26 protein-coding genes are annotated in these 26,211 nt (G+C 60.3%); 15 read left to right on the plus strand and 11 right to left on the minus strand.

The features are described 5' to 3' along the window. The first annotated feature begins 98 nt into the window (after window positions 1–98). On the plus strand, window positions 99–965 hold the full coding sequence (hexR, locus tag BBI10_RS08970) for a transcriptional regulator HexR (protein ID WP_065988147.1): 867 nt from the start codon (window positions 99–101) through the stop codon (window positions 963–965). Here hexR and BBI10_RS27550 read toward each other — a convergent pair. Then, a complete protein-coding gene (locus BBI10_RS27550) occupies window positions 946–1,185 on the minus strand; it encodes a hypothetical protein (RefSeq protein ID WP_167355780.1) in 240 nt (79 codons plus the stop codon). The two genes, hexR and BBI10_RS27550, sit on opposite strands and share 20 nt — an antisense overlap. Here BBI10_RS27550 and BBI10_RS08975 point away from each other — a divergent pair. Then, window positions 1,075–1,305 carry a PA3496 family putative envelope integrity protein gene (locus BBI10_RS08975; RefSeq protein ID WP_065988149.1) on the plus strand — a complete coding sequence of 77 codons (231 nt, stop codon included), beginning with the start codon at window positions 1,075–1,077 and terminating at the stop codon, window positions 1,303–1,305. The genes BBI10_RS27550 and BBI10_RS08975 overlap by 111 nt on opposite strands. On the opposite strand, the gene BBI10_RS08980 is transcribed toward BBI10_RS08975, so the two are convergent. Continuing rightward, window positions 1,259–2,209 (minus strand): LysR family transcriptional regulator, encoded by a 951-nt coding sequence (locus tag BBI10_RS08980; RefSeq protein ID WP_065988153.1) that lies wholly within the window; start codon window positions 2,207–2,209, stop codon window positions 1,259–1,261. The two genes, BBI10_RS08975 and BBI10_RS08980, sit on opposite strands and share 47 nt — an antisense overlap. A gap of 195 nt (window positions 2,210–2,404) precedes the next feature. Between BBI10_RS08980 and BBI10_RS08985 the strand changes: the two genes are divergently transcribed. Both BBI10_RS08985 and oadA read left to right on the plus strand, forming a co-directional pair. After that, entirely contained in the window at window positions 2,405–3,820 is a 1,416-nt protein-coding gene (locus tag BBI10_RS08985) for an acetyl-CoA carboxylase biotin carboxylase subunit (RefSeq protein WP_065988155.1), read from the plus strand. 103 nt (window positions 3,821–3,923) lie between these two features. Beyond that, complete coding sequence (gene oadA / locus BBI10_RS08990; RefSeq protein WP_065988157.1) at window positions 3,924–5,732, plus strand: sodium-extruding oxaloacetate decarboxylase subunit alpha; 1,809 nt, start codon at window positions 3,924–3,926, stop codon at window positions 5,730–5,732. A 133-nt stretch (window positions 5,733–5,865) separates the two neighbouring features. Here the strand turns inward: oadA and BBI10_RS08995 are convergent, their stop codons facing one another. From BBI10_RS08995 to BBI10_RS09005, 3 genes are read right to left on the minus strand one after another with little or no spacing between them, the layout of a single operon-like run. After that, on the minus strand, window positions 5,866–6,537 hold the full coding sequence (locus BBI10_RS08995; protein ID WP_065988159.1) for a GNAT family N-acetyltransferase: 672 nt from the start codon (window positions 6,535–6,537) through the stop codon (window positions 5,866–5,868). A 17-nt stretch (window positions 6,538–6,554) separates the two neighbouring features. Next, the gene (locus BBI10_RS09000; protein ID WP_065988161.1) at window positions 6,555–7,001 is read right to left on the minus strand and encodes a GNAT family N-acetyltransferase; all 447 of its coding nucleotides are present in this window, start codon (window positions 6,999–7,001) and stop codon (window positions 6,555–6,557) included. After that, complete coding sequence (locus BBI10_RS09005; RefSeq protein ID WP_065988162.1) at window positions 6,994–7,635, minus strand: FMN-binding negative transcriptional regulator; 642 nt, start codon at window positions 7,633–7,635, stop codon at window positions 6,994–6,996. Before BBI10_RS09005 ends, BBI10_RS09000 begins: the two co-directional genes overlap by 8 nt. A gap of 89 nt (window positions 7,636–7,724) precedes the next feature. Here BBI10_RS09005 and BBI10_RS09010 point away from each other — a divergent pair, with 89 nt between their 5' ends. Together BBI10_RS09010 and BBI10_RS09015 are read left to right on the plus strand one after the other, a co-directional pair. Then, entirely contained in the window at window positions 7,725–9,272 is a 1,548-nt protein-coding gene (locus tag BBI10_RS09010; RefSeq protein WP_065988164.1) for a PLP-dependent aminotransferase family protein, read from the plus strand. Between the two features lie 91 nt (window positions 9,273–9,363). Then, a complete protein-coding gene (locus BBI10_RS09015) occupies window positions 9,364–10,575 on the plus strand; it encodes a YeeE/YedE family protein (RefSeq protein WP_065988166.1) in 1,212 nt (403 codons plus the stop codon). Between the two features lie 64 nt (window positions 10,576–10,639). On the opposite strand, the gene tkt is transcribed toward BBI10_RS09015, so the two are convergent. After that, entirely contained in the window at window positions 10,640–12,751 is a 2,112-nt protein-coding gene (gene tkt / locus BBI10_RS09020) for a transketolase (RefSeq protein WP_083233063.1), read from the minus strand. A gap of 270 nt (window positions 12,752–13,021) precedes the next feature. Between tkt and BBI10_RS09025 the strand changes: the two genes are divergently transcribed. From BBI10_RS09025 to BBI10_RS09035, 3 genes are all read left to right on the plus strand, one after another. Then, window positions 13,022–13,888 carry a bestrophin family protein gene (locus BBI10_RS09025; protein WP_410928314.1) on the plus strand — a complete coding sequence of 289 codons (867 nt, stop codon included), beginning with the start codon at window positions 13,022–13,024 and terminating at the stop codon, window positions 13,886–13,888. Window positions 13,889–14,139: 251 nt separating this feature from the next. Continuing rightward, window positions 14,140–14,508 carry a type II toxin-antitoxin system RelE/ParE family toxin gene (locus BBI10_RS09030; protein ID WP_432213744.1) on the plus strand — a complete coding sequence of 123 codons (369 nt, stop codon included), beginning with the start codon at window positions 14,140–14,142 and terminating at the stop codon, window positions 14,506–14,508. Next, complete coding sequence (locus BBI10_RS09035) at window positions 14,505–14,810, plus strand: helix-turn-helix domain-containing protein (protein WP_065988170.1); 306 nt, start codon at window positions 14,505–14,507, stop codon at window positions 14,808–14,810. The genes BBI10_RS09030 and BBI10_RS09035 overlap by 4 nt, the downstream gene beginning before the upstream one ends. Window positions 14,811–14,824: 14 nt before the next feature. Here BBI10_RS09035 and BBI10_RS09040 read toward each other — a convergent pair whose 3' ends face one another. The 3 genes from BBI10_RS09040 to BBI10_RS09050 form a co-directional block, all read right to left on the minus strand. After that, complete coding sequence (locus BBI10_RS09040) at window positions 14,825–15,829, minus strand: asparaginase (protein WP_065988172.1); 1,005 nt, start codon at window positions 15,827–15,829, stop codon at window positions 14,825–14,827. Between the two features lie 30 nt (window positions 15,830–15,859). Beyond that, window positions 15,860–17,314 carry an alanine/glycine:cation symporter family protein gene (locus BBI10_RS09045; RefSeq protein ID WP_065988174.1) on the minus strand — a complete coding sequence of 485 codons (1,455 nt, stop codon included), beginning with the start codon at window positions 17,312–17,314 and terminating at the stop codon, window positions 15,860–15,862. Between the two features lie 199 nt (window positions 17,315–17,513). Beyond that, window positions 17,514–18,938, minus strand: coding sequence for an aspartate ammonia-lyase (locus BBI10_RS09050; RefSeq protein ID WP_065988176.1), 1,425 nt, complete (start codon window positions 18,936–18,938; stop codon window positions 17,514–17,516). Between the two features lie 213 nt (window positions 18,939–19,151). Between BBI10_RS09050 and BBI10_RS09055 the strand changes: the two genes are divergently transcribed. The 5 genes from BBI10_RS09055 (at window position 19,152) to BBI10_RS09075 (ending at window position 22,834) form a co-directional block, all read left to right on the plus strand. Further along, entirely contained in the window at window positions 19,152–20,051 is a 900-nt protein-coding gene (locus BBI10_RS09055) for a LysR substrate-binding domain-containing protein (RefSeq protein WP_065988178.1), read from the plus strand. Between the two features lie 223 nt (window positions 20,052–20,274). Next, complete coding sequence (gene purE, locus BBI10_RS09060; RefSeq protein WP_065988179.1) at window positions 20,275–20,766, plus strand: 5-(carboxyamino)imidazole ribonucleotide mutase; 492 nt, start codon at window positions 20,275–20,277, stop codon at window positions 20,764–20,766. Between the two features lie 7 nt (window positions 20,767–20,773). Beyond that, window positions 20,774–21,856 carry a 5-(carboxyamino)imidazole ribonucleotide synthase gene (locus BBI10_RS09065; RefSeq protein ID WP_065988180.1) on the plus strand — a complete coding sequence of 361 codons (1,083 nt, stop codon included), beginning with the start codon at window positions 20,774–20,776 and terminating at the stop codon, window positions 21,854–21,856. A gap of 116 nt (window positions 21,857–21,972) precedes the next feature. Then, window positions 21,973–22,218: a GlsB/YeaQ/YmgE family stress response membrane protein gene (locus tag BBI10_RS09070; RefSeq protein ID WP_037016790.1), complete on the plus strand. Its 246-nt coding sequence runs from the start codon at window positions 21,973–21,975 to the stop codon at window positions 22,216–22,218. A gap of 79 nt (window positions 22,219–22,297) precedes the next feature. Beyond that, the gene (locus BBI10_RS09075) at window positions 22,298–22,834 is read left to right on the plus strand and encodes a DUF3299 domain-containing protein (RefSeq protein WP_065988181.1); all 537 of its coding nucleotides are present in this window, start codon (window positions 22,298–22,300) and stop codon (window positions 22,832–22,834) included. Window positions 22,835–22,990: 156 nt separating this feature from the next. On the opposite strand, the gene BBI10_RS09080 is transcribed toward BBI10_RS09075, so the two are convergent. Further along, the gene (locus tag BBI10_RS09080) at window positions 22,991–23,902 is read right to left on the minus strand and encodes a D-hexose-6-phosphate mutarotase (RefSeq protein ID WP_065988184.1); all 912 of its coding nucleotides are present in this window, start codon (window positions 23,900–23,902) and stop codon (window positions 22,991–22,993) included. Window positions 23,903–24,008: 106 nt separating this feature from the next. Further along, window positions 24,009–24,410: an acyl-CoA thioesterase gene (locus BBI10_RS09085; protein ID WP_037016781.1), complete on the minus strand. Its 402-nt coding sequence runs from the start codon at window positions 24,408–24,410 to the stop codon at window positions 24,009–24,011. A gap of 380 nt (window positions 24,411–24,790) precedes the next feature. On the opposite strand from BBI10_RS09085, the gene BBI10_RS09090 reads away from it, so the two are divergent. After that, a complete protein-coding gene (locus BBI10_RS09090; RefSeq protein WP_065988186.1) occupies window positions 24,791–26,089 on the plus strand; it encodes an MFS transporter in 1,299 nt (432 codons plus the stop codon). Window positions 26,090–26,211: the final 122 nt, after the last annotated feature.

Raw genomic sequence — 26,211 nt, forward strand, 5'->3', positions numbered from 1 at the left:
GACCACGGGAAGATCGTTTAACTGTGCGGTTTGCAGGTCATGTAGTATAACTACAAGAAAGCTACAGCCCGGCCCATCCTTCACTTGAGTCCTGTCCTTTGAATCTGTTGCAGCACATCGCCCAGTCACGCCATCTCTTGCGCAAGTCGGAGCTGAAAGTAGCCGATCACGTGCTGCTCGATCCGGCGGCCGTGATGCACAGCTCCATGGCCGACCTGGCGCATGCGGTCGGGATCAGTGAGCCAACCATCGTGCGTTTCTGCCGCGCCATTGGCTGCACCGGGTTTCAGGATCTGAAACTCAAGCTGGCGCAAAGCCTCGCCGCCGGCGCGAGCTTCGGGCAGTTCGCTATCCACGAAGACGATTCCGTCGCCGATTACAGCCTGAAGATTTTCGACACCACGCTGCACACGCTGATAGAAGTGCGCGAAAAGCTCGACCCCCATGCCTTGCAGGCAGCGGTGACGGTCATGGCGGCGGCGCATCGGGTCGAGTTCTACGGTTTCGGCGCATCGGGTGCGGTTGCGGCTGACGCCCAGCACAAATTCTTCCGTCTGTTACTGACGGCAGCGTCCTACTCCGATCCGCACATGCAGGCGATGTCGGCTGTGACGCTCAAGCCCACTGACGTCGCGGTGTGTATCTCGCAGTCCGGTCGCTCCAAGGACCTGCTGATCACGGCCAACCTGGTGCGCGAAAGCGGCGCCAACCTGATCACCCTGTGCCCGAGTCAGACGCCATTGGCCGAGCTGTCCACGGTCAATCTCGCCATTGACGTGCACGAAGACACCGAAATCTACACGCCGTTGACCTCACGTATCGCGCACTTGGTGGTCATCGATGTCCTGGCGATGGGCGTCGCGATGGCGCGCGGTCCGAGCCTGGTCAATCACTTGAAGAGCGTGAAGCGCAGCTTGCGCAGCCTGCGGTTGTCGCCGAAGTCGATCAAATCGTCCGAAGATTGAGCTGAACCGCCGCAATGCTGAAACCTTCACCAAGCTGTAACGCTTCCGACGTCTGATCGTCACCGCATCCCGCCACTCTGTACTCCCGCACACGAATGGGAGACAGGATATGCCTCGGCACTACGATGACTCGCAGCAGCACAGCACCTCCAGCACCAAGACCCGCCGTCAGCAGGAAGACCAGCGCCGCATGGCGTTCCGGCGTGCGATCGAAAGCCATTCTGAAGAGCGTCGCCTGAACCAGGAACTCTCGAGCTACCTGGACAGCGCCAGCGCCCACTTCTGGCAGAGCGCTAGCGCTTCGGAAGGTGGCCATCAAAGCGCGCGACCAGCTCGCTGATCTGCGTACGCTCTGTCCGAATGAATGACAGGAACGCGTGAGCCACCGGCGACAGACGTTTGTCCCGTGCCTGTACGACGCACCAGCTTCGGTACAGCGGCAATTCGGCCACTGGCAGCTCAATCAGCGTGCCAGTGGCAAGTTCCAGGCTCAGTGCATGGCGCGTCAGCAGTGCGACGCCGAGCCCCGCCACCACGCATTCACGCTGCGCTTCCGCCGAGGACACCTCCAGCGTGTGCTCGAAGTGAACGCGTTTCTCCTTGAAATACTCCTCGCAGGCCTTGCGCGTCCCTGAGCCCTGTTCGCGGACCACCAGCGTTGCTGCCTCCAGGTCCTTCAGCGTCGGATTGGCGAGCAAGGTCAACGGATGATCCGGCGGCGCGACGGCCACAATCGGGTTATTCAGAAAGGGCAAGAACTCCAGCCCCATGTCCTGGGGGACCATCGACATCACCACCAGATCATCACGATTATCCGAGAGTCGCCGAATCACCTGCGCCCGATTGACGACCGTGAGGTTGAGCATCACCTCCGGATACTTGCGCTTGAAGGCTGCGAACAGGTGGGGGACGAAATACTTGGCACTGGATTCGATCGCCAGTTTGAGCTGCCCCTGCAGCGAGCCCTGCATGTCGGACAGCTGCATGTCGAGGTTCTCCAGCCGACCGAAAATGTCGCGACTGGCGAGCTGCAGCGCCTCCGCGGCCTCCGTGAGATAGAGCTTTTTACCCACGTATTCGAACAGCGGCTGGCCGACCAACTCTTCCAGTTGACGAATCTGCAGGCTCACCGCCGGCTGGGTCAGTGACATTTCCTCAGCCGCTCGACTGTAAGAACGCAAATCACAGACCTCGTTGAAGATGCGTAATTGACGCAATGTCATGCGCATCAGTGACTTACGCATCCTTCTGCCCCTAATCGGCTAACTGATACTGGCAACTATAAGGTTTTACTTATGGTTCACCCAATATTTACTCATTTTTGTTAATTGCTGATTCATCATAGGGTGGCTTCACCTGCGAGCAACATGCAGTTACGGAATGTCGCGCGGTATTGGCCAGTCATCTGGTCCGTCTGCTAATCGGTCGAGGAGATACCAGTGATAAGAAAAATCCTGATCGCTAACCGTGGGGAAATTGCTGTCCGAATCGTGCGCGCCTGCGCCGAAATGGGCATCCGCTCGGTGGCGATCTATTCCGATGCGGACCGTCACGCGCTGCACGTCAAGCGTGCCGACGAAGCCTACGGCATCGGCTCGGAGCCCCTCGAAGGCTATCTGAACCCGCGCAAGCTGGTGAATCTCGCCGTTGAAACCGGCTGCGACGCACTGCACCCCGGTTACGGGTTTCTGTCGGAAAACGCAGAGCTGGCGGATATCTGCGCCGAACGGGGTATCAAGTTCATCGGCCCGTCCGCTGAAGTGATCCGCCGCATGGGCGACAAAACCGAGGCCCGCCGCAGCATGATCAAGGCCGGCGTACCGGTGACGCCCGGCACGGAGGGCAATGTGGCCGACATCGCCGAGGCGCTGGTTGAAGGCGATCGCATCGGTTACCCGGTCATGCTCAAGGCCACTTCCGGCGGCGGCGGTCGCGGCATTCGTCGCTGCAACAGCCGGGAAGAACTGGAGCAGGCGTTCCCCCGGGTCATTTCCGAGGCCACCAAGGCGTTCGGCAAGGCTGAAGTTTTTCTCGAAAAGTGCATCGTCAACCCCAAGCACATCGAAGCGCAGATACTCGGCGACAGCTTTGGCAACGTAGTTCACCTGTTCGAGCGTGATTGCTCGATCCAGCGCCGCAACCAGAAGCTCATCGAAATCGCCCCCAGCCCGCAACTGACGCCGGAGCAGCGCGCCTACATCGGCGACTTGTCCGTGCGGGCCGCCAAGGCCGTGGGCTACGAGAACGCCGGCACCGTGGAGTTCTTGCTCGCCGAGGGCGAGGTGTACTTCATGGAGATGAACACGCGCGTACAGGTCGAGCACACGATCACCGAGGAAATCACCGGGATCGACATCGTTCGCGAGCAGATCCGCATTGCGTCGGGCCTGCCGCTGTCGGTGAAGCAGGAAGACATCATCCATCGAGGCTTCGCGTTGCAGTTCCGCATCAACGCGGAAGACCCGAAGAACAACTTTCTGCCGAGCTTCGGCAAGATCACCCGTTATTACGCGCCCGGCGGCCCCGGCGTGCGCACCGACACGGCGATCTACACCGGCTACACCATTCCGCCGTATTACGACTCCATGTGCCTGAAGCTGATCGTCTGGGCGCTGACCTGGGAAGAAGCAATGGACCGCGGCCTGCGTGCGCTGGATGACATGCGTCTGCAGGGGGTAAAGACCACGGCCGCGTATTACCAGGAAATCCTGCGCAACCCGGAATTCCGCAGCGGCCAGTTCAACACCAGCTTCGTTGAGAGCCATCCTGAGCTGACCAATTACTCGATCAAGCGCAAACCCGAAGAGCTGGCCCTGGCCATCGCCGCCGCCATCGCTGCCCATGCGGGCTTATAAAAAAGCCAGCTGCAAGCGCTAAGCCGCAAGCTGCAAGTTGAAGCCGATCCGCTGTGACTTGCCGCTTGTAGCTTGCCGCTTGAAGCTAAAAGGAGATCCGAACATGTCCAAGAAAATCTTCGTCACCGACACCATTTTGCGCGACGCCCACCAGTCCCTGCTGGCGACCCGCATGCGCACCGAGGACATGCTGCCGATCTGCGACAGGCTCGATAAAGTGGGCTACTGGTCGCTGGAAGTGTGGGGCGGTGCGACCTTCGACGCCTGCGTGCGCTTTTTGAAGGAAGACCCGTGGGAGCGCCTTCGCCAACTGCGCGCGGCGCTGCCCAACACGCGTCTGCAGATGCTGCTTCGCGGTCAGAACCTGCTGGGCTATCGACACTACAGCGATGACGTGGTCAAGGCATTCGTCGCCAAGGCAGCGGACAACGGTATCGACGTGTTCCGGATCTTCGATGCCATGAACGACGTGCGTAATCTGCGCGTCGCGGTCGAAGCGGTGAAGGCTGCCGGGAAGCATGCTCAAGGCACCATTGCGTACACCACCAGCCCGGTGCACACCATTGGCGCGTTTGTGGCGCAAGCTAAAGAAATGGAAGCGATGGGCTGTGATTCCGTCGCGATCAAGGACATGGCCGGTCTGCTGACTCCCTATGCCACGGGCGAGCTGGTCAAGGCGCTGAAGGCCGAGCAATCGCTGCCGGTGTTCATTCACTCCCACGACACCGCGGGCCTGGCCGCGATGTGCCAACTCAAGGCCATCGAAAACGGTGCCGACCATATCGACACCGCGATCTCCAGCTTCGCCTGGGGCACCAGCCATCCGGGTACCGAATCGATGGTCGCGGCCCTGAAAGGCAGCGAATTCGACACCGGCCTGGACTTGGAGCTGCTGCAGGAAATCGGTCTGTATTTCTACGCGGTGCGTAAGAAGTATCACCAGTTTGAGAGCGAATTCACGGCGGTCGATACCCGTGTGCAGGTCAACCAGGTCCCGGGCGGCATGATCTCCAACCTCGCCAACCAACTCAAAGAGCAGGGCGCGTTGAACCGCATGGGCGAAGTGCTGGCCGAGATTCCGCGGGTGCGCAAAGACTTGGGCTATCCGCCGTTGGTGACCCCCACTTCACAGATCGTCGGCACCCAGGCTTTTTTCAACGTGCTGGCCGGTGAGCGCTACAAAACCATCACCAACGAAGTGAAGCTTTACCTGACTGGCGGCTACGGCAAGGCGCCAGGGCAAGTGGACGAGACCTTGCGCCGTCAAGCCATCGGCAGTGAAGAGCTGATCGATGTGCGTCCGGCCGACCTGCTCAAGCCGGAAATGACCAAGCTGCGCGGCGATATCGGCGCGTTGGCGACCACCGAAGAGGACGTGCTGACCTATGCCATGTTCCCGGACATCGGCCGCAAGTTTCTCGAAGAACGTGCGGCGGGCACGCTGGCGCCAGAGCCTTTGCTGCCGATTCCAGAGCCGGGCGCAGTCGCTAAAGCAGGCGGCGAGGGCGTTCCGACCGAATTCGTGATCGATGTTCACGGCGAAAGCTACCGCGTCGATATCACTGGCGTGGGCGTCAAGGCCGAGGGTAAGCGCCACTTCTATCTGTCCATCGACGGCATGCCGGAAGAAGTGGTGTTCGAGCCGCTCAATGAGTTCGTTGGCAGCGGCATCGGCAAGCGTGCGCAAGCCAGCAAGCCGGGCCATGTCAGTACTTCCATGCCGGGCAATATCGTCGATGTGCTGGTGAAGGAGGGCGATGACGTTCGCGCCGGTCAGGCGGTGCTGATCACCGAAGCGATGAAGATGGAGACCGAAGTTCAGGCGGCAGTGGCCGGCAAGGTCGTGGCCATCCATGTCGCGAAAGGCGATCGCGTCAACCCAGGCGAGATTTTGATCGAAATCGAGGGCTGACACAGCCGCTGCAAGATTGACGGCTTGCCGCGCACAGACGCGGCAGGCTGAACGATTACCTCTGGGGGAGCTCTCGTGGCTCCTCTTTTTTTGCCTGAAGCTGGGCGCTTTAGGCTGTTTCGTTTCAACGCGCTCACTTGCCGCGCAGTTGCTCCAGCGTCCTGATTTGCTGGCCATCCTTGAAGTTATCCACAGCCAGCCATGCTTCGAACGCCTCCCGTATTGCCGGCCACTCGCTGTCGATGATCGAGTACCAGGCGGTGTCCCGATTCTGCCCCTTGAACACCGCGTGTTGGCGGAATGTGCCTTCGAAGCTGAACCCGAAGCGTTCGGCCGCGCGCCTGGAGCGGGAATTGTTGGCGTTGCATTTCCATTCCAGGCGGCGATTGCCCAGCGAGAAAGATTCCTTCGCCAGGAGATAAACCGCCTCTGTTGCTTTTGGCGTGCGTTGCATCGAGGCGCCGAAGGTCACATGGCCAATTTCGATGCGCCCCGCGCTCGGGAAGATGGACATCAAGCCCAGAAAGCCGTCGATGGCGCCGGTCTGTTGATCAATGACGGTGTAGAACCACGGGTCGGTCGAGCCCTCCAGGCCTGCGAGATAGTCATCGAATGCGCCACGCTCTGGAAACGGGCCCACAAACAGGTAATCCCACAATTTTCGGTCAGCGGCCGGGCCTTCCAGTGCCTCCCACAGGCCATCGCCATGCTGGGCGGCGTTGAGTTTTTCCAGACGGATAAAGCGTCCTTGCAGCGTGCGCGTGTTCGGCAGCCTGGCCGGTTGCCACTGAGTGAGATCCGACATATCGAGAGTTCCTGGTCTTACAGCGGTTTGCGAAATTGAATATAGCCCGGGCGGTCTGCGAGGCGCTCGTAGAGCTGAATGGCGGTTGCGTTGGTCTCGTGGGTGAGCCAATGGACTTTGTCGGCGCCGTCCCGTTTGGCGGTCGCGTAAACGTACTCGATCAGTTGGCGGCCAACGCCCGTGCCGCGCTGTTCCGGCACCACCAGCAAATCCTGCAGGTAGCAGGCATTGCCGATGCTCCAGTTGGATCGGTGATAAATGAAATGCACCATGCCCACCGCCTTGCCGTCCTGCCAGGCGAGGGCGGCGTTGGTGGGCTCGCTGCTGTCCAGAAAGCGTTGCCAAGTGCTCTGTGTGACCGCGTCAGCCAGTGTGGTTTTGTAGAAGCTCAGATAGGCATGCCATAACGGCAACCAGGCTTCTTGGTGTTCGGCGGTGACGGGACGGATGTGGAGGTCAGACACGCGGTGCTCCCTGGTTCATCAATTGAGCGATTTTCTGATCGGATGGGTCCTGGCTGAGTGCCAGGCCTTTGCTTACCCCCGCGATGTCTGCGGCGCTGCGGTTCTGGTTAAGCTTGCGCTTGCCTTCCAGCCGCTCGACGGGGATCGCGAAGCCGACGATGCCGTTGAGCATCTTCTCGATGTAATCGGCGGGTGCGTCGCTGACCGCCCAGGGCTCGGCGCGGCTGGCTTCGTGCTTGTCGGTCAGGCCGTTGACAATCCGCAACAGTCGCGCGGGATCAGTGAACACGTCAGCACGGCCATAGGCATGCACCGCCAGATAATTCCAGGTGGGCACCACTTTGCCGTGCTCGGCCTTGGCGGCATAAAAAGAAGAGCTGATGTAGGCGTCTGCGCCCTGGAAAATCAGCAGTGCTTGCGCGCCGGTCTCCAGGGCTTTCCACTGCGGATTGGCCTTGGCCAGATGCCCATAAAGCGTGCCGTGTGGACCCTGAGTGGGTTCGAGCAACAAGGGGATATGGCTCGCTTGCAAACCGGTCTCGTCAAAAGTGACCAGTGTCGCCAGGCGCGTGCCTTCTATCTGCCGGTGCAGGCTGGCAAGGTCCTCGTCTTTGAAATAGCTGGGCGTATACATGAGATTTTCCTTGGCGGCTGAACCAATCCTAGGCAGCCTAATGGTTCGTTGTAAGAGCCATTTATGGTCAATCTCATAGGGCCAATTCCATGCACGTACCCACGCCGGCGCTGACCTTCGATTTCGCCGGCATCGCGCTGAACCGCCGCCATGGCCTCAGCCGCCAGCTCTATCAGACCCTGCGCGAGCGTATCCTCGACGGTCGCGTACCGGGAGGCACGCGCTTGCCGGCGAGCCGGGATCTGGCCTTGTCCCTCGGCATTTCTCGCAACAGCGTCATGCGTGCCTATGACCAGCTCTACGCGGAAGGCTTTACCGAAAGCCGTGTTGGCGATGGCACGTACGTCGCCTTGTTGAGGGAGCAACCGTCCGCTGCGAAAAAACTATCCACACAGCTGTCCACAGGGTTATCACCAAGCTTATCAACAGGTTTATCCACAAAATGGCCGACAGTAGCGGCCGAATTACCAAACAATCTTATCCACAGCACGGCGATGAACACCCTGGAACAGCATCATTTACGACCCCCGAAAAGCGGCCTGCCGAAGGCGTTTCGAACAGGGGTTCCGGCATTCGATCTGTTCCCTTTTGACACGTGGGGCAAGCTGCACGCGGCTTTCTGGCGTAAGCCGGGCTTGCAACATCTGGGCTATGGCGACCCGGCCGGCGAATGGCGTTTGCGGGAGCTGATCGCGGCTTATTTGAGGACGTCCCGCGATCTTCGCTGCGCACCTGAGCAAATTGTGATCACCAATGGCGCGCAGCAGGCGATAACCCTTTGTGCACAGCTGCTGCTGGAGCCGGGCGACGTGGTGGCCATCGAAAATCCGGGGTACCGCGCGGCCGGTCACGCCTTCGGAGTGGCTGGCGCAACGTTGCAGGGCATGGCGGTTGACGCCGAGGGCATGCGCAGTCCGGGGCGCGACGACTCAGGCTGCAAGTTGGCGTACGTGACGCCCTCTCATCAATACCCGATGGGCGTGACCATGAGTCTGGCGCGGCGGCTGGAACTGCTCGCGTGGGCCGAGCGCAATCAGGGCTGGATCGTCGAAGACGACTACGACGGCGAATACCGCTACAGCGGTGCCCCGCTGGCGCCGTTGGCAGCGCTGGATCGTAGCGGTCGCGTGCTGTATGTCGGGACCTTCGGCAAGGTCGCGTTTCCGGCCCTGCGTCTGGGTTATCTGGTGTTGCCGCGCAACCTGGTAGAGCCGTTCAGTCGGCGACGGGCCGTGGACATGCGTCATTCCGAGATCGGCACGCAAATGGTCATGGCCGAGTTCATCGCGGCGGGTCACTTTCAGCGGCACATCCGTCGCATGCGCCGGGCTGCCTTGAGTCGACGTGACGCATTACTGGCCGACTGGCCCCATGAACTTGCGGGTTGCAGCCCGATGATCAAGCCGGTTGCAGGGCTGCATGTCACGGTCGCGGTGGACACGTTAGAGCGTGAGACGGAACTGGTGACCAAAGCGGAAAGTGTCGGGGTCGAGGTCGCGCCGTTGAGTGAGTACTGGCTGCCGGAGTCAGAGACGCCGATGGATGATCGGGCCGGGCTGGTGTTGGGATTTGCGGCGGTGCCTGAGGCCGACATCGCCTCGGCGCTGGCGCGGTTGCGAAGCGTCTGGCGGGTTTGAGGGTGCTGAAGCCGGTGGCGGCGTCGGCGCGTCATCCAGCAGACACCGGCGTATACTCGCGCCCATCGCAATCCTTCTCCGAGATACGCCCATGAGTCTTCTTCTCTCTGCGGCGCCGCAGCGCAAGCTTGGCGCGCCGCTGATCGCCTTCCTCTTGTTGGTGGTCGGCGCTCTTTTCCTGCAATCGGCCGTTGGCGGCAGGCAAGTGCTATTACTGATCGTTGGCGCCGCGCTGGGCCTGACGCTCTATCACGCTGCGTTCGGCTTCACCTCGGCCTGGCGGGTATTTATCAACGAGCGACGCGGTGCCGGTTTACGCGCGCAAATGGTGATGCTGGCCGTCGCGGTGGTGCTGTTTTTCCCCGCGCTGGGTGCCGGTACGCTGTTCGGCACGCCGGTCACCGGCCTCGTGGCCCCGGCCGGTGTGTCCGTAGTCTTCGGCGCCTTCATCTTCGGCATCGGCATGCAAATGGGCGGCGGCTGTGCGTCTGGCACGCTGTTCACCGTCGGCGGCGGCAATGCGAGGATGCTCGTGACCCTGCTGTTCTTCATCATTGGCTCGCTGATCGCCACCCATCACGTCGATTGGTGGTTCTCGCTGCCGTCGTTTCCTGCCACCTCCATCGTCAAAAGCTTCGGTGTGATGCCCGCGCTGCTCACGAGCCTGGCCCTGTTCGCGGTCATCGCCCTTGTGACCGTCAAGCTGGAAAAGCGTCGGCATGGGGAGCTGGAAGCGGCCGTCACCAGTGAGCACGTTGGCTTGCGCCGTTTCCTCCGTGGCCCTTGGCCGCTGGTGTGGGGCGCGGTAGGGTTGGCGCTGCTCAATTACGCCACGCTGGCATTGGCAGGTCGTCCCTGGGGAATCACCTCGGCTTTCGCGCTGTGGGGCGCAAAGGTCGCCGGTGGTTTGGGCGTGGATGTAGGCAGCTGGCCGTTTTGGCAGATGCCAGCAAACGCCAAGGCGTTGGCCGCGCCGGTGTGGGAGGACATCACCACCGTCATGGACATCGGCATCATGCTGGGTGCGGCAGTGGCGGCGGGTCTTGCAGGACGATTCGCCCCTAGTCTGAAAATCCCGACGCGCTCGTTGATCGCGGCAGTGATTGGTGGGCTCTTGCTGGGGTACGGTTCACGCCTGGCGTACGGCTGCAACATCGGCGCTTACTTCAGCGGCATCGCTTCAGGCAGCGTGCACGGCTGGCTTTGGCTGGTCGCTGCCTTCGCAGGCAACGCAGTGGGCGTGAGGATTCGGCCGTTCTTCTTTGCGGGTGAGCGTCGGCCCGCTGTATTGACCGGATGCTGATCGAGTGATCTAAAGGAAGGAGGGCGCTTGCCCGCGATTGCGGGCAAGCGCACTTAAGCAGGATTTAACCGGCGATTTGCTCTTTCGCCCGCTTGGCGATGTTTTCCGCCGTGAATCCGTATTTGGCCTGCAGTTTGTCGATGGGAGCCGACGCACCGAAGGTGTTCATCACGATCTTCGCGCCGGTCTGACCGACATACCGATCCCAGCCCACCGGCCCTGCCTGCTCCACCACCACCCGGGCTTTGACGTCCGGGGGCAGCACGCCGTCGCGATAGGCCTTGTCCTGATCCTCGAACAGTTCCCAGCTCGGCATCGACACCACTCGCGCCGCGACCCCCTCGGCTTTGAGCTTCTCGAACGCCTCGACGGTCATGCCGACCTCGCTACCAGTGGCAATCAGGATGACGTCCACTTTGCCTTCCACCGCATCGGCCAGCACATAAGCGCCTTTGGTTAAGCCCTTGGCGCTCGCGTACTTCGAGCGATCAAGGGTTGGCAGCGGCTGACGCGACAGCACCAGGCACGACGGCCTGCTGGTTTGCGCCAGTGCAATTTTCCAGGCTTGGGCCGTTTCGTTGGCATCGCCCGGACGAATCGTCAGCACACCCGGTGTCGCACGCAGCTGAGTCAGTTGCTCGATAGGCTGGTGGGTCGGACCGTCCTCGCCGACGCCAATGGAGTCATGGGTAAAGACGAAGATAACCGGCAATTCCATGATCGACGCCAGACGGATCGGTGGCTTCATGTAATCGCTGAACACCAGAAAGGTCGAGGTATACGGGCGGATGTATGACAGAGCCAGGCCATTGGCAATGGAACCCATGGCATGTTCGCGGATACCGAAGTGAAGGTTTCGACCGCCGTAATTGCCTGCTTCGAAGCTGCCTGCACCATCAAACGTCAGATTGGTTTTGGTCGACGGCGAAAGGTCGGCCGAGCCACCGATCAGCCAAGGGATTTGCTCGGCAAATGCATTCAGCACCTTGCCACCGGAAGCGCGCGAGGCGATGCCTTTGGCATCCGCTTCAAAACGCATCTGCTTGTCCTGCCAGCCTTCGGGCATTTCACCGGCACGCATGCGCTTGAGCTGATCAGCGAGGTCGGGCTGGTCCTTTTCAAACTGGTTGAAGGTCGCCAGCCAGGCGTCGTAATCGCTGCCGCCGCGTTCCAGCAATGCATCACGCAGGCAATGGCGGGCATCTTCCGGCACCAGGAAGCTGCTGTTTTCATCCCAGCCGTAGGCTTTTTTCGTCAGCTTGATTTCGTCATCGCCCAGCGGTTCGCCGTGGGCGGCAGACGTGTTGTGCTTATTGGGAGAACCGAAGCCAATGATGCTGTCGACCACGATCAAGGTCGGTGCATCGCTGGTTTGCTGAAAGGTCTGCAGCGCTTTTGCCAGGGCGTTGGCGTCGTTGGCGTCTTTGACGTGCAGGGTTTTCCAGCCGTAGCCCTCGAAACGCTTCTGCACATCGTCGCTGTAAGCCAGCTCGGTGTGGCCTTCGATGCTGATGGTGTTGTTGTCGTAGATCCAGCACAGGTTCGACAGCTTCAAATGTCCGGCAAGTGAAGCCGCTTCTGCGGTGACGCCTTCCATCATGTCGCCATCGCCACACAGCACGTAAACGCTGTAATCGAACAGCGTAGCGCCGGGCTTGTTGAAGTGCTCGCCCAGCCAGCGCTCGCCCATCGCCATGCCGACGCTGTTGGCGCAACCTTGGCCCAGCGGGCCAGTGGTGGTCTCTACGCCGGTGGTCATGCGGTATTCAGGATGGCCCGGAGTTTTGGAGTCCATCTGACGAAACTGCTTGATGTCCTCGAGGCTCACCGCAGGCTTGCCCGATGGTTTGCCGTGCTCGTCGATCTCGATCACACCTGCCAGGTGCAGCAGCGAATAAACCAGCATCGAAGCGTGACCGACCGATAGCACAAAGCGGTCCCGGTTTGGCCAGTCAGGGTGTTCCGGGTGATAACGCAGGAAATCTTTCCACAGCGTGTAGCCGACAGGTGCCAGCGCCATAGGCGTGCCGGGGTGGCCGGAATTGGCTTTCTGCACGGCATCCATGGCCAGGGTGCGAATGGTATTGATGGTCAGTTGGTCGCGGTCGGTGTGCGGCGTGAACGTGCGCGCAGCGCCTGATCGTTCGGTGGAGGGAGTATTGGCAGACGAGCTCATTAACGTTCTCCTCGTGACGGGTAGCTGAAACATCCAGATAGGTGTTGAGCACAGGGAGGGCGTTATCGTTCCATGAACAATCTGTCAGCCGGCTCGGGGGAGAACCGATTCAGCTTTCCTAGAGTAATTGGTTACATTTAGCCTGTGGTCGTAACGAACGAACTTGCCTGCAGGTATTCGAAGCTGTGGGTCGAGCCTTTGCCGACTGATTCAACGTATTGCGACGGGGGGTGGCTTTTGCAGGAATTTATCGTCAAGAAGTACCGGACAATGATCCGGACGTTTACCTACATCGGTTGGTCCTTGTTCTGGCTGCTGATCTGGGACGTTGTCGTCACCGCCGACTTCATGCTGTTTCTGGATCGCAAGATCACCCTGCCATCGATGCCCCTGACTCTGCTGGGTTCTGCGCTGGTGGTGCTGACCAGTTTCCGCAACACGAGCGCATACAATCGCTGGTGGGAAGCACGCACGTTATGGGGCGCGCTGGTGAATAACTCCCGCAGTTTCGCCCGGCAGGTGCTGACGTTCATTGATGACGAGGACGGCCTGAACCCGGTCAAGGCCACACTGCTGCGCCGTCACGTGGCTTACGTCGAATGCCTCTCGGCCCATCTGAAGGGCAGCGATTGCGCCGAGCAGGTGACCGCGATGATTTCCCGGGAAGAGTACGAGCGCCGAACCCGCACCAACAACTTCCCCAACGCGATTCTCAATGAGTCTGCCGCGATCATCGCGCAGGAATACAAAGCCGGCCGCCTGGACAGCATCCGTCTGGAGCGCCTCGAAGCGACGCTGGTGGAAATTTCCAATAATCAGGGCGGAATGGAGCGCATCGCCAATACGCCGTTGCCTTACCCCTACGTGACGTTTCCGCGCCTTTTCATCACGCTGTTCTGCATCATTGTGCCGATCGGCCTGGTAGACACGCTGGGATGGTTCACGCCGCTGGCGTCCACCGTGGTGGGCTTCATGCTGCTGGCAATCGAGAAAATCGGCACCGACCTGCAAAGCCCGTTCAAAGCCTCCGAGCACGAGATCCAGATGAAAGCGCTGTGCGAAAACATCTCCGGCAATCTGAATTCGATGCTGCAGGACGCGATGGATAAGCGGCCGGTTGAAGTGGCTTATTCGTAGATCTAGATATTCCCTGCGTCCCGGCTCTGCGAGGTCAGCATTAAATGCTACATAGCGTGGGACGTTTTGAATTAGCGAGCCGCTACCGGATGTGAAATGGCGTAAGACGTCGGCGAGCTGTATCACCTGGTGACGTTTATCCCCGTGCTGCTGATCTATGTTGGCTATGGTTAAAGCCGTTGGGCGGAGTCATGGCCCTATCGACATAAATCATACCCGTAACGGGTATACACTCAGAATCAGGTGATCGGATGATGGTGCTGAAGCGAAGGGATTTCGCAAAGTGGCAAGCTGGCGAAAATCTTTCCGACAACGCGCTCTGCGATGCAGTTGCAGAGATGGAAGACGGTTTGGTCGACGCGGATTTGGGAGGAAGCTTGTACAAGAAGCGAGTCGCCCGGTCCGGCGGAGGGAAGAGCAGCGGTTATCGTACCCTGCTATCCGCGAAGTCGGGAGACAGCTACGTGTTTCTGATCGGTTTTGCGAAAAGCGCCCGAGCAAATATTACGGCTGAGGAAAAAAAAGGCTCTGCGCTGTGCGGGCAAAGTTTTTCTCGGCCTGCCCGAGGATGCAATGGTGTTGGCTTTGCGGGCTGGAACGTTAGAGGAGGTTCACTGTGACCAGTAAAATCATTGAGGCGCTACGGGCAGATATCGCCGAGCTTTATGCGGAAGGCGCTGTGGGCAAGATCACCCTGCGCGAGTTTGAGTCGATATGCCCAGCACCCGTCCGGGAGCTTAGCCCTGGGGATATACGGAACTTGAGGCTGGCGTTGAATTTCAGCCAGCCTGTATTCGCGCTGCACCTTAACACTACAGCTTCAACGGTACGCAAATGGGAACAGGGCGATAGCCGTCCTGCAGGACCTGCGTTGAAATTGCTGAATGTCATCGCCGACAAAGGCCTGCAGACCATCATCTGAGCGGCGCTAGTCGCTCAGCGCAATTCCCCACACACATCCAGCTCCACCAACCGCCGCACGTCATCCCCATTTAGTCCAGCCCCCAACAGTGCATGCAGCTTGCCGAATGCGGCTTCGCGGGTCATGCCGCCGCCGGACAGCACGCCGACACCGCGCAGACGACTGCCGGCCTCATACACATCCAGTTCGACGCCGCCTTCGTGGCATTGGGTAATCGCCACGACGACGACGCCTTGCCGGTGCGCACGCTGCAGGCTGGCAAGAAAGTCGGCGTTATCGCTGGGGCCCGTGCCGCTGCCGAAGCATTCCAACACAAGACCCTGAATACCGCTGTCGATCAGACCGTCGAGCTGAGCGGCGCCAATGCCGGGAAACAGGGGCAGCACGGCGACGTTCGCCAGTTGCCTGGGCTGACGATAATCCAGTGCCGCTGGCAACGCCGATGCGGCCTCACCACCCCGAGCGCGATTAAGTGCCGCGAACGGATTACGGCCGAAGCTGCGGATCTTCGCGCAACGAGTGGGCTCGAGCAGCTCGCCGTGGAAGTACAGATGCACCCCCGAGGCGAGCCCGTGACCCAACGCCTGCAAGGCGCCGTTGACGTTTTCCCAGGCATCGCTGTCGGGAACCCCCGCTGGCAGCATGGAGCCGGTGAACACCACAGGGGCATTCAGGCCCAACAGTTGAAAGCTCATGGCCGCTGCGCTGTAGGCCAGGGTGTCGGTGCCGTGCAGGATCAGCACGGCATCGCAACCTTGCGCTTCAATTGCCTCGACCACCGCCTCACGCAAGCGCTGCCAGTAGGCGGGCGTCATGTTGGCGCTGTCGATCAGGGGAGACATTTCGCGGAACGTCCACTGCGGCACGACCATTTCGGGCAGTGCAGCCAGTTGCTCAGCCATGCGCGCTTCAAAGCCGGAAGCGGGCGCCAGCCCGTTTTCGCTGGCCTGCATGCCGATGGTTCCACCGGTATACAGCACCATCACCTGGCGGGCTGGTGCGTGGTTTTCGCGGTTCATGCCTGTCTCCCTCAGTAGACGTTCAAATGATCAACGCGGGTCCGCGACGGGTTTGCCGCTGATCGCTTGCGCGTGGGCCGCAGGCTGAGCGGCATCAGGCTTTGGCCAGGCTTTCAGGTCCAGGTCCAGATCGGGGAACTGGCTGGAGTCGAAGACTGGCGTCTTGATGCCGGCTTTACGCTGGGCATCGTAGTCGTTCAACACCCGCAGCGCGATTTTGAACAGCATCGCCAACGCGATCAGGTTGACGAAGGCCAGCAGCGTCATGGTGATGTCGGCGAAGGCGAACACCGTGCCCAGATCTTCAACGGCGCCCCACAGAATCAGCGCAAGGACCAATACGCGATAGAAGAAGATCGCCTTGCGGTTCTCGCCCAGCAGGAAGCGCAGGCTGTTTTCGCCCAGGTAGTAGTTGTAGAGGATGGAGGTGAACACGAACAGCGCCAGCGCCACGCTGATGAACAGTCTGCCCCAGTCACCGACGACGGCGGCGAGGGAGTTCTGCGTCAGGGCAATACCATCGCCTTCGAAGCCAGGCGTGTAGAAACCCGACAGCAGGATCAGCAGCGCGGTGCAGGTGCAGATGACGAAAGTGTCGAGGAATACGCTGAACGCCTGAACCACACCCTGTGCAACCGGGTGCTCGACCTGAGCGACCGCTGCAACGTTGGGCGCACTGCCCAGCCCGGCTTCGTTGGCGAAGACGCCACGTTTGACGCCCATGACAATGGCGCTGCCGATTAGGCCACCGAACACTTCATCCATGCCGAACGCGCTTTTGACGATGGTCATCAGCATGTGCGGAACGTGTTCGAACTGCACGCCGATGACATACAGCGTGACGGCGATATAGACCAGCGTCTTGATCGGCACCAGCAGGTCGGCGACCTTGGCGATGCGCTTGATCCCGCCGACGAACACCAGACCCAGCAGAATCGCCAGACCGACGCCGGCGTAGCTCGGCGAGATCTTGAACGCGTCGTTGAGCGAGTGGGTCACGGCGTGGGATTGCAGGCCGTTGAAGGCAAAACCGAAGGTCACCAGCAACAACACCGCCATGATCATGCCCAGCCAGCGTTTGCCCAGCCCGTGCTGAATGTAATACGACGGACCGCCGCGGAACTGGCCTTCGGCGTCGCAGCGTTTGTACAGTTGGCCGAGGGAGCATTCGAAAAAGCTGCTCGCCATGCCGACAAGGGCAGTGACCCACATCCAGAACACTGCGCCGGGGCCACCCAGGGTCACGGCAATGCCGACGCCTGCGATGTTGCCGGCGCCAACACGGCCGGCAAGGCTCAGCATCAAGGCCTGAAATGAACTCAACTGGCCCGCGCTGCTGCGCAGACTGTCGCGAAACACGGCGAACATGTGAAAGAAGTGACGGAACTGAACGAAACGCGAGCGAATCGTGAAATATCCACCGAGCCCAACAATGAGCACGATCAGTACTTTTCCCGAGAGGAAGTCGTTGATGACTTCAAGCATTGGTGTTTCCTCGCTTTCTTAGAGGGTGCGCACTATACCGGCGCGCGTTATTGGAGTCTTTATCCGGTTTGCATCAAGCCCATATGACACTGGGCAAAAAAAAGGGCCTGGAAGCGTGTGCTCCCGGCCCTCAAAAGGGTGAGGGGTGTCTAGACCCTCAGCCTGGTGATCATGTTGCAAGTGCTGCAGAGCCGGACGATCAAGCCTTCAAGGGCACGAGCCGCGGCGCAATCATGTTCTCGGGGCGCAGGATGTCCGCCAGCATGACGTCGTCCAGCAAGCCCTCTTCACGCACCAGCTCCAGCACGCCACGGCCTGTTTCGAGCGCGATACGGGCAATGCGAGTGGCGTTTTCGTAGCCGATGTACGGGTTCAGCGCAGTGACGAGGCCGATCGAGTGCTCGACCAGCTCACGGCAGCGCACTTCGTTGGCGGTAATGCCGACGATGCAGTGCTCGCGCAGCATGTCCATGGCGCGCTGCAGCAGGCGAATCGAGTCGAAGATCTTGTAGGCGATCAACGGCTCCATCACGTTCAACTGCAATTGACCGCCTTCGGCCGCGATGGTCAGCGCCAGGTCGTTGCCCATGATTTCAAAGGCGCACATGTTCACCGCCTCCGGAATCACCGGATTCACCTTGCCCGGCATGATCGAGCTGCCTGGCTGACGGGCAGGGAGGTTGATTTCGTTGATGCCGGTGCGCGGGCCGCTGGAGAGCAGGCGCAGGTCGTTGCAGATCTTCGACAGCTTGACCGCGGTGCGCTTGAGCATCCCGGAGAACAGCACGAAAGCACCCATGTCGGACGTGGCTTCGATCAGGTCCGCAGCCGGCACTAGCGGCTGGCCGCTGATGGTCGCCAGACGCTGAACGGCCAGGTGCTGATAACCAGGGTCGGCGTTGATGCCGGTACCGATGGCAGTGCCGCCGAGGTTAACTTCGGTCAGCAGCTCAGGGGCCAGGCTGCGCAGGCGGTTGAGGTCTTCTGTCAAGGTGGTGGCGAAGGCGCGGAATTCCTGACCCAGGGTCATTGGCACCGCGTCTTGCAGTTGGGTACGACCCATTTTCAACACGTGGTTGAACTCGTGGCCTTTGGCCGCGAACGCCTGAATCAGGCTGTCGAGGCTGGCGAGCAGCGCGTCGTGGCCCAACAGCAGACCCAGGCGAATGGCCGTCGGGTAGGCGTCGTTGGTGGACTGCGCCATGTTCACGTCGTTGTTCGGGTGCAGGAATGTGTATTCGCCTTTGGCATGGCCCATCGCTTCGAGCGCGATGTTGGCGATGACTTCGTTGGCGTTCATGTTGGTGGAGGTGCCGGCGCCGCCTTGAATCATGTCGACGACGAACTGATCGTGGAAATCACCGCGGATCAGTCGCGCGCAGGCTTCGCTTATGCCCGCATGTTTCTCGTTGCTCAAATGGCCCAGCTGATGGTTTGCGTCCGCTGCTGCCTGCTTGACCATCGCCAGCGCTACGACCAGCTTTGGGTAGTGCGAAAGCGGAACGCCAGAGAGGCGGAAGTTATGCACTGCGCGCAGGGTCTGGATGCCGTAATACGCTTCAGCGGGTACTTCGAGAACGCCAAGCAAGTCTTTTTCGATGCGAAATGATGCAGCGGAGGACATGATAGAGAAAGTCTCAAGATGGGCACGGACTAAGCCGGAACGCCCTTGATACTAGGCCTGTAGGCTATTCTGGACCAATGCTGTAAAACGCTGCCCTATGCGCAATCGGCATAATGCCGTGGTGACGTGGGGATTGTTGCAAGCGTGTGAATCAGTGTATGACGCTCCCGTTTGCGCCTGCGTATGCGTAACTTCTTTTAGGTTGGAGAAACGATGAACCTGGAAAGCAAATGGCTGGAAGACTTCAGTGCGCTGGCCGCGACCCGCAGTTTTTCCCAGGCAGCGGAGCGTCGGTTCGTCACGCAACCGGCTTTCAGCCGGCGCATTCGCAGCCTCGAAGCAGCCTTGGGGCTGACGCTCGTCAATCGCTCTCGCACGCCGATCGAACTGACAGCGGCGGGGCAGTTATTCCTCGTCACCGCGCGCACGGTGGTCGACCAGCTCGGCGAAGTGCTGCGTCATTTGCACCATCTGGAAAGCGGGCAGGGCGAGGTCATGCAGATCGCTGCGGCGCACTCGCTGGCACTGAGTTTTTTTCCCCGCTGGATCGCGCAATTGCGCAACGAAGGGCTGAACATTGCCACACGCCTGGTCGCCACCAACGTCGGTGACGCGGTGCACGCGCTGCGTGAAGGCGGCTGCGATCTGATGCTGGCGTTCTACGACCCCGACGCGGCGCTGCAAATGGACGCCGAGATCTTCCCGTCGTTGCATCTGGGCGTGACCGAAATGCTGCCGGTCTGCTCGACGGACGAAGAGGGACGGCCGCTGTTCGACCTGGAAGGGGAGCAGAGCGTGCCGCTGCTGGCGTACAGCGCAGGTGCGTTTCTGGGTCGCTCGGTGAACCTGCTGTTGCGCCAGCGTAGCGTGCGCTTCACGACGATTTACGAAACGGCAATGGCCGACAGTCTCAAGGGCATGGCGTTGCAGGGGTTGGGGATCGCATGGGTGCCAAGGCTGAGCGTGACGGCGGAGCTCGAACGGGGAGAGCTGGTGATCTGCGGCGGCACTCAGTGGCACGTCCCGCTGGAGATTCGGCTGTACCGCTGCGCCTTGGTTCGAAAGGCCAATGTCCGGCTGCTGTGGCGCAAGCTGGAAGCCGGCGGCACCTAACCGGCTGCCTGACCTTGGAGTCAGTAAATCCGGGCTTCCACGGGCCGGTTTGGCGGGCTGACGGGAGGTCGCCGGCAGCCTGTCAAACGAGGATCTTTGCGGTATACTCCGCGGCCTTCGGCCGGTTCGACTGGTCATCATTTGTACAACAAGCCACGCCGGTCCTCCCGCGTGGCTTGTTGTTTTTAGCCGCGCCTGCGGGCGCCCGATGAGAGGCACGACGATGAGCGCACTGGTTGGCGTGATCATGGGCTCCAAGTCCGATTGGTCCACCCTTAGCCACACCGCCGACATGCTTGAAAAGCTCGGCATTCCGTACGAAGTCAAAGTGGTTTCGGCGCACCGCACGCCCGATCTGCTGTTCAAGTACGCCGAAGAAGCCGAGGGCCGTGGCATCGAGGTGATCATCGCCGGCGCCGGTGGCGCCGCTCACCTGCCAGGCATGTGCGCTGCCAAGACTCACCTGCCCGTTCTGGGTGTCCCGGTTCAGTCTTCCATGCTGTCGGGCGTCGATTCATTGCTCTCCATCGTGCAGATGCCTGCCGGCATTCCGGTCGCGACCTTGGCCATCGGCAAAGCAGGCGCGATCAATGCTGCGCTGTTGTCGGCCAGTATTCTGGGCGCCAAGCACCCACACTTCCACGCAGTGCTGAAGACATTCCGCGCTGAGCAGACAGACAGCGTTCTGGACAATCCAGACCCACGCGAGGCCTGAGGTTTTCATGAAGATCGGCGTAATCGGTGGCGGCCAGTTGGGTCGCATGTTGGCACTGGCGGGCACTCCGCTGGGGATGAACTTCGCCTTCCTTGACCCTGCACCGGACGCCTGCGCCGCTGCCCTTGGCGAGCACCTGCTCGCCGATTACGGCGATCAGGAACACCTGCGCCTGCTGGCGAATGATGTTGATCTGGTCACCTTCGAATTTGAAAGCGTGCCGGCTGAAACCGTCGCTTTCCTGTCGCAGTTCGTGCCGGTTTACCCGAGTGCCGAAGCACTGCGCATCGCCCGCGATCGCTGGTTTGAAAAAAGCATGTTCAAGGACCTCGGCATCCCGACGCCGGCGTTCGCTGACATCCAGTCCCAGGCGGATCTGGACGCTGCGGTAGCCAGCATCGGTCTGCCGGCCGTGTTGAAAACCCGCACGCTGGGTTATGACGGCAAGGGCCAGAAAGTACTGCGCACCCCTGAAGACGTGAGCGACACCTTCGCCGAACTGGGCAGCGTGCCGTGCCTGCTGGAGGGCTTTGTGCCGTTCACCGGCGAAGTCTCGCTGATCACCGTACGCGCCCGTGATGGCGAAACCCGCTTCTATCCGCTGGTTCACAACACCCATGACAGCGGCATCCTGCGCCTGTCCATCGCCAGCACCGACCACCCGTTGCAGGCATTGGCCGAAGACTACGCCGGTCGTGTGCTCAAGCAGCTGGATTATGTAGGGGTGCTGGCCTTTGAGTTCTTCGAAGTCGATGGCGGCCTGAAAGCCAACGAGATCGCCCCGCGCGTCCACAACTCGGGCCACTGGACCACCGAAGGCGCCGAGTGCAGCCAGTTCGAGAACCATCTGCGCGCTGTTGCCGGTCTGCCGTTGGGTTCGACGGCCAAGGTCGGCGAAAGCGCGATGCTCAATTTCATCGGTGAAGTGCCGGCAGTGGATCAGGTCATCGCCGTCGAAGATTGCCATCTGCACCACTACGGCAAAGCCTTCAAGGCCGGGCGCAAGGTCGGCCACGCCACCGTGCGCAGCAAAGATCGCGCAACGCTGGATCGTCAGGTGAAACGGGTCGAAGCCTTGATCAAAAACTGATCACAGCGGTGTCCTGCACATCCTGTTGAACCATTCGCCACCGCTGCCCCTCTCATAGCGTGTTGCCGATAGCTAGCTAGGCTATTGGCATATTCATTCAAACAGAGGGACATGGCATGGGAATCATCGGAACCATCTTCATCGGCTTGATCGTAGGTCTGCTGGCGCGCTTCCTGAAGCCAGGCGACGACAGCATGGGCTGGATCATGACCATCCTGCTCGGCATCTGTGGCTCGCTGGCCGCCACTTATGGTGGTCAGGCGCTGGGTATCTATCGCGCAGGTGAGGGTGCAGGTTTCCTCGGTGCGCTCGTCGGCGCGATCATCCTGCTGGTGATCTACGGCATGATTAAAAAGCGTTAAGCACCGCTGGCCCTCTGCGCTATTGCTGCGCGGAGGGCTAGAATGCCCGGCACTCAACTCCTCCCGCCGAGCATCTCCAATGCGTCATCTCCTCTTCGTTTCACTGCTGCTGGTCTGCGGACTGGTACGCGCCGCTGAATTACCCGAAACCGACTGGCTCGAACTGATGCCGAAGTCGGATCAGAAAGCCCTCGAATCCATGCCCGAAATCGACCACAACTCGCCGGAAGGTCAGGGAACGTTCGACAGCAAGGGCGGTTTGAAGCAGAGCAAGGGCTTGCCTGCCGTCATGTACTCCACCAAAACCGTTGCGTCGATGAACGACAAAACCATCCGCCTGGGTGGCTATCCGGTGCCGCTGGAGACTGATGCGAAAGGCCACAGCACGCTGTTCTTCCTCGTCCCGTACCCGGGCGCCTGCATCCACGTGCCGCCACCGCCGCCGAATCAGCTGGTGCTGGTGCGCTATCCGAAAGGCCTGAAGATCTCCGACATTTACACACCGTTGTGGGTCATCGGCACCTTAAAGGTCGAGAAGGTCAGCAATGATCTCGCCGACGCCGCCTACGCGCTGGACGCGTCGAAAGTGCGTGTGGTGGTTGAGGCGGATTTGTAAGGACTGGCGCCGCGCACAGATCCCGATGGGACCGGCTCGACGCACTGTAGGACTGGCTTTAGCCGGGAAGACGTCGGGTGTTGCACCACAAAATTGATGGTGCTCAAACCGGCCCCTTCCCGGCTAATGCCGGTCCTACAAAATAGCGCAGTGTTGTCAGGCGTCTGCCAACGGCTCGGCCCAGATGCTGACGCTCAGCGCGTGCATATCACCCGGTTTGAGCGTCACGACGTCAGTCATGACGTTCGCCGTCTCAACGCACACCATGCTCTTCCAGCCATCAGCCTGCATATCGTCGAAGGTCAGGGTCTTGTCGATCCACGGGTTCCAGACGATGGCCGATTGCGAACCCGCCGTCTGAATCTGAATACGGCGTTCCCATGTCGGGTCGACCACTGAGATCAGGTTAGGCGTGTCCTGATAAATCCGGTCCGTCTCGCCAGTGAACGTAATGTCACCCACCTGGACGTTCTGGGTGTCCCAGCTCTCCAGTGTGTTCAGGTACTCGACGCCATCCAGCCCTTCGATGCTGATCTGGGCCACGTCGCTCACCGCGAAATAACTGTGCAGCGCCTGGCTGAGCGTGACGTCTTCAGCACCAGCGTTGAAGCTCACCAGGCTGACATTCAGCGCGGCATCCAGGCGGATGTGCAGCTTCAGGCCAACGGCGTGCGGCCAGCCCGGCAAATGCCCTTCGGCTTGGGGCTGGATGAATTCGACGATCAATGCGTCGCCGTCCTCACCCACGCCCATCAACTCCCAGTCGATCGCGCGGACTTCACCGTGGGCCTTTGCCGGTTCATCGCTCTCGCGCATGGCCTGCACGCTTGGCGGATTGCGCTGCAAATTGCCAAACCACGGCCAGCAGATGGGCATCCCGCCGCGAATAGGCTTACCCGATTTGAACAACGCCCCCGGGTTGGACCAGATCAGCGGATTATCGCCGTCCACCTGGTAACTGATGATATGAGCGCCTTGCTGGGCGATCACCAGCTCGGCCTGGCCGTGGCGGATGCGCCAGCAATTAAGCTCACCGAGCTGGAAGGATTCGACGTTTGACGTAGGCATAGGGGTTCTCACTCGAAGGACAGTGACTGAATCAGACTGCGCCAAGCTTGATGAGTTTGTTGCGCAAAGCCAAGGGCGGGCACATCGGCCCGCCCGGGCTTAAGGATCAGCGTCGGGCAGGCACCGAGCGGGTACGGCCGCTGCCGTCGATGGCGACAAAAACGAACACCGCTTCGGTCACCTTGCGCCATTCGCTGGACAGTGGATCATCGCTCCACACCTCGACCATCATCTGAATCGAGCTGCGGCCGATTTCCAGGGTCTGGGTATAGAACGACAACTGCGCCCCCACCGCGACGGGCACCAGGAACGCCATGCGGTCGATGGCTACAGTCGCCACACGTCCTCCGGCCACCTTGCTCGCCATGGCAGTACCGGCGAGGTCCATCTGGGAAACCAGCCAGCCGCCGAAAATATCGCCGAAGCCGTTGGTTTCGCGAGGCAGGGCGGTAATCTGCAGGGCAAGATCGCCCTGCGGTATCGGATCTTCTTGTTCGAGCTCAATCATTATTGGGTCCCTCTGACCCATGACTCTACTAAGTCTTCATTTTGTTTAAAGGGAAACTCTGCGAAAACGACTTGGGCAAATGGCTTCGCACAACTTCCCTGAAGAGCCCGGTTGAGTCGCGGCCGGCAAGTATATCGAGCGCGCCGTCTTGACACGACCGCCGCTTTTTCATGATGCCTTCGCGTCATTGCAATCCATGTGCATTTGTACGCAATTTGCTATCGTGCCGGACCGACTTGGCGCACTACGCCATTTTTGGCACGCAATTTTGATGCCCGATTAACTTTTCGAGTCGAGAAATCGCGTGTGAAGCCGTTACCCACGGTTGAGTCACCGTTGATTTTTCGCCCAAAGAGAGCCTCAAAAGAGAAGCCATTGTTATGTCCTCTGTGCCTTTAAGCGCCACACAGCCTTCGCGCCCGCTGAACCGTAACGATTATAAAACCCTTTCACTGTCTGCCCTGGGCGGAGCGTTGGAGTTCTACGACTTCATCATTTTCGTGTTCTTCGCAGCAGTAGTAGGCAAGCTGTTTTTCCCCGTAGATATGCCCGAATGGCTACGTTTGATGCAAACGTTTGGCATTTTTGCCGCCGGTTATCTGGCTCGGCCGCTGGGCGGCATCGTCATGGCGCACTTTGGTGACCTGTTGGGCCGCAAGAAAATGTTCACCCTGAGCATTTTCCTGATGGCCGTGCCGACGCTGATCATGGGCTTGCTGCCAACGTACGCGCAGATCGGCATCTGGGCGCCGATGTTGCTGCTGCTGATGCGCGTGATTCAAGGCGCCGCGATTGGTGGCGAAGTGCCTGGCGCGTGGGTATTCGTTTCCGAACACGTTCCCGCCCGTAACGTCGGTTACGCCTGCGGTACCCTCACGTCCGGCCTGACGGCCGGGATTTTGCTCGGCTCGCTGGTCGCTACCTGGATCAACAGCGTGTACTCGCCCGTTGAAGTATCGGACTACGCCTGGCGGATTCCTTTCCTGCTTGGTGGCGTCTTCGGTCTGATGTCGGTTTACCTGCGCCGCTGGCTGCACGAAACCCCGGTGTTCGCCGAGCTCCAATTGCGCAAGCAACTGGCTGACGAAGTGCCGCTCAAGGCAGTCCTGCGCGATCACCGTGGCGCCGTTGTGCTGTCGATGCTGCTGACCTGGCTGCTCTCTGCCGGTGTGGTGGTGGTTATCCTGATGACCCCGACCCTGCTGCAAAAGGCCTATGGTTTCGCACCTGCCGATACCCTGAAAGCCAACAGCCTCGCCATTGTCTTGCTGAGTCTGGGGTGTATCGGGGCTGGCGCGCTGGCGGATCGAGTTGGCGCGGGCCTGGTGTTCCTGTTCGGCTCACTCGGTCTGCTGGTGAGTTCGTGGACCTTCTACCACATGATCGGCACGCACCCGGATCTGCTGTATCCGCTCTATGCCATCACTGGTTTGTTTGTCGGCACTATCGGTGCCGTGCCCTTCGTGATGGTCAAGGCCTTCCCGCCGGTGGTTCGCTTCTCCGGGCTGTCGTTTTCCTACAACCTGGCGTACGCCATCTTTGGCGGTTTAACGCCTATGGTCGTCAGCCTGATGTTCGCTGCCAACCCGATGGGCCCGGCGTGGTACGTGGCGATTCTTTGCGCCATGGGCATGGGGATCGGTATTTTCCTGATGAGAAGAAAGCCGGTCGAATCCTGATCGAACCATAGATAACCCCCCCCGCTGAAACCGAAGCCGCCAGTCGTTATGACTGGCGCCTTTCATTTGATTGTCATATTCCGGTCATAGAGTGGTCACATGGCCATCAGCGATGGCGGCAC

Origin of the sequence: Pseudomonas graminis (assembly GCF_001705435.1) — a bacterium.
Taxonomy (GTDB): domain Bacteria; phylum Pseudomonadota; class Gammaproteobacteria; order Pseudomonadales; family Pseudomonadaceae; genus Aquipseudomonas; species Aquipseudomonas graminis_B.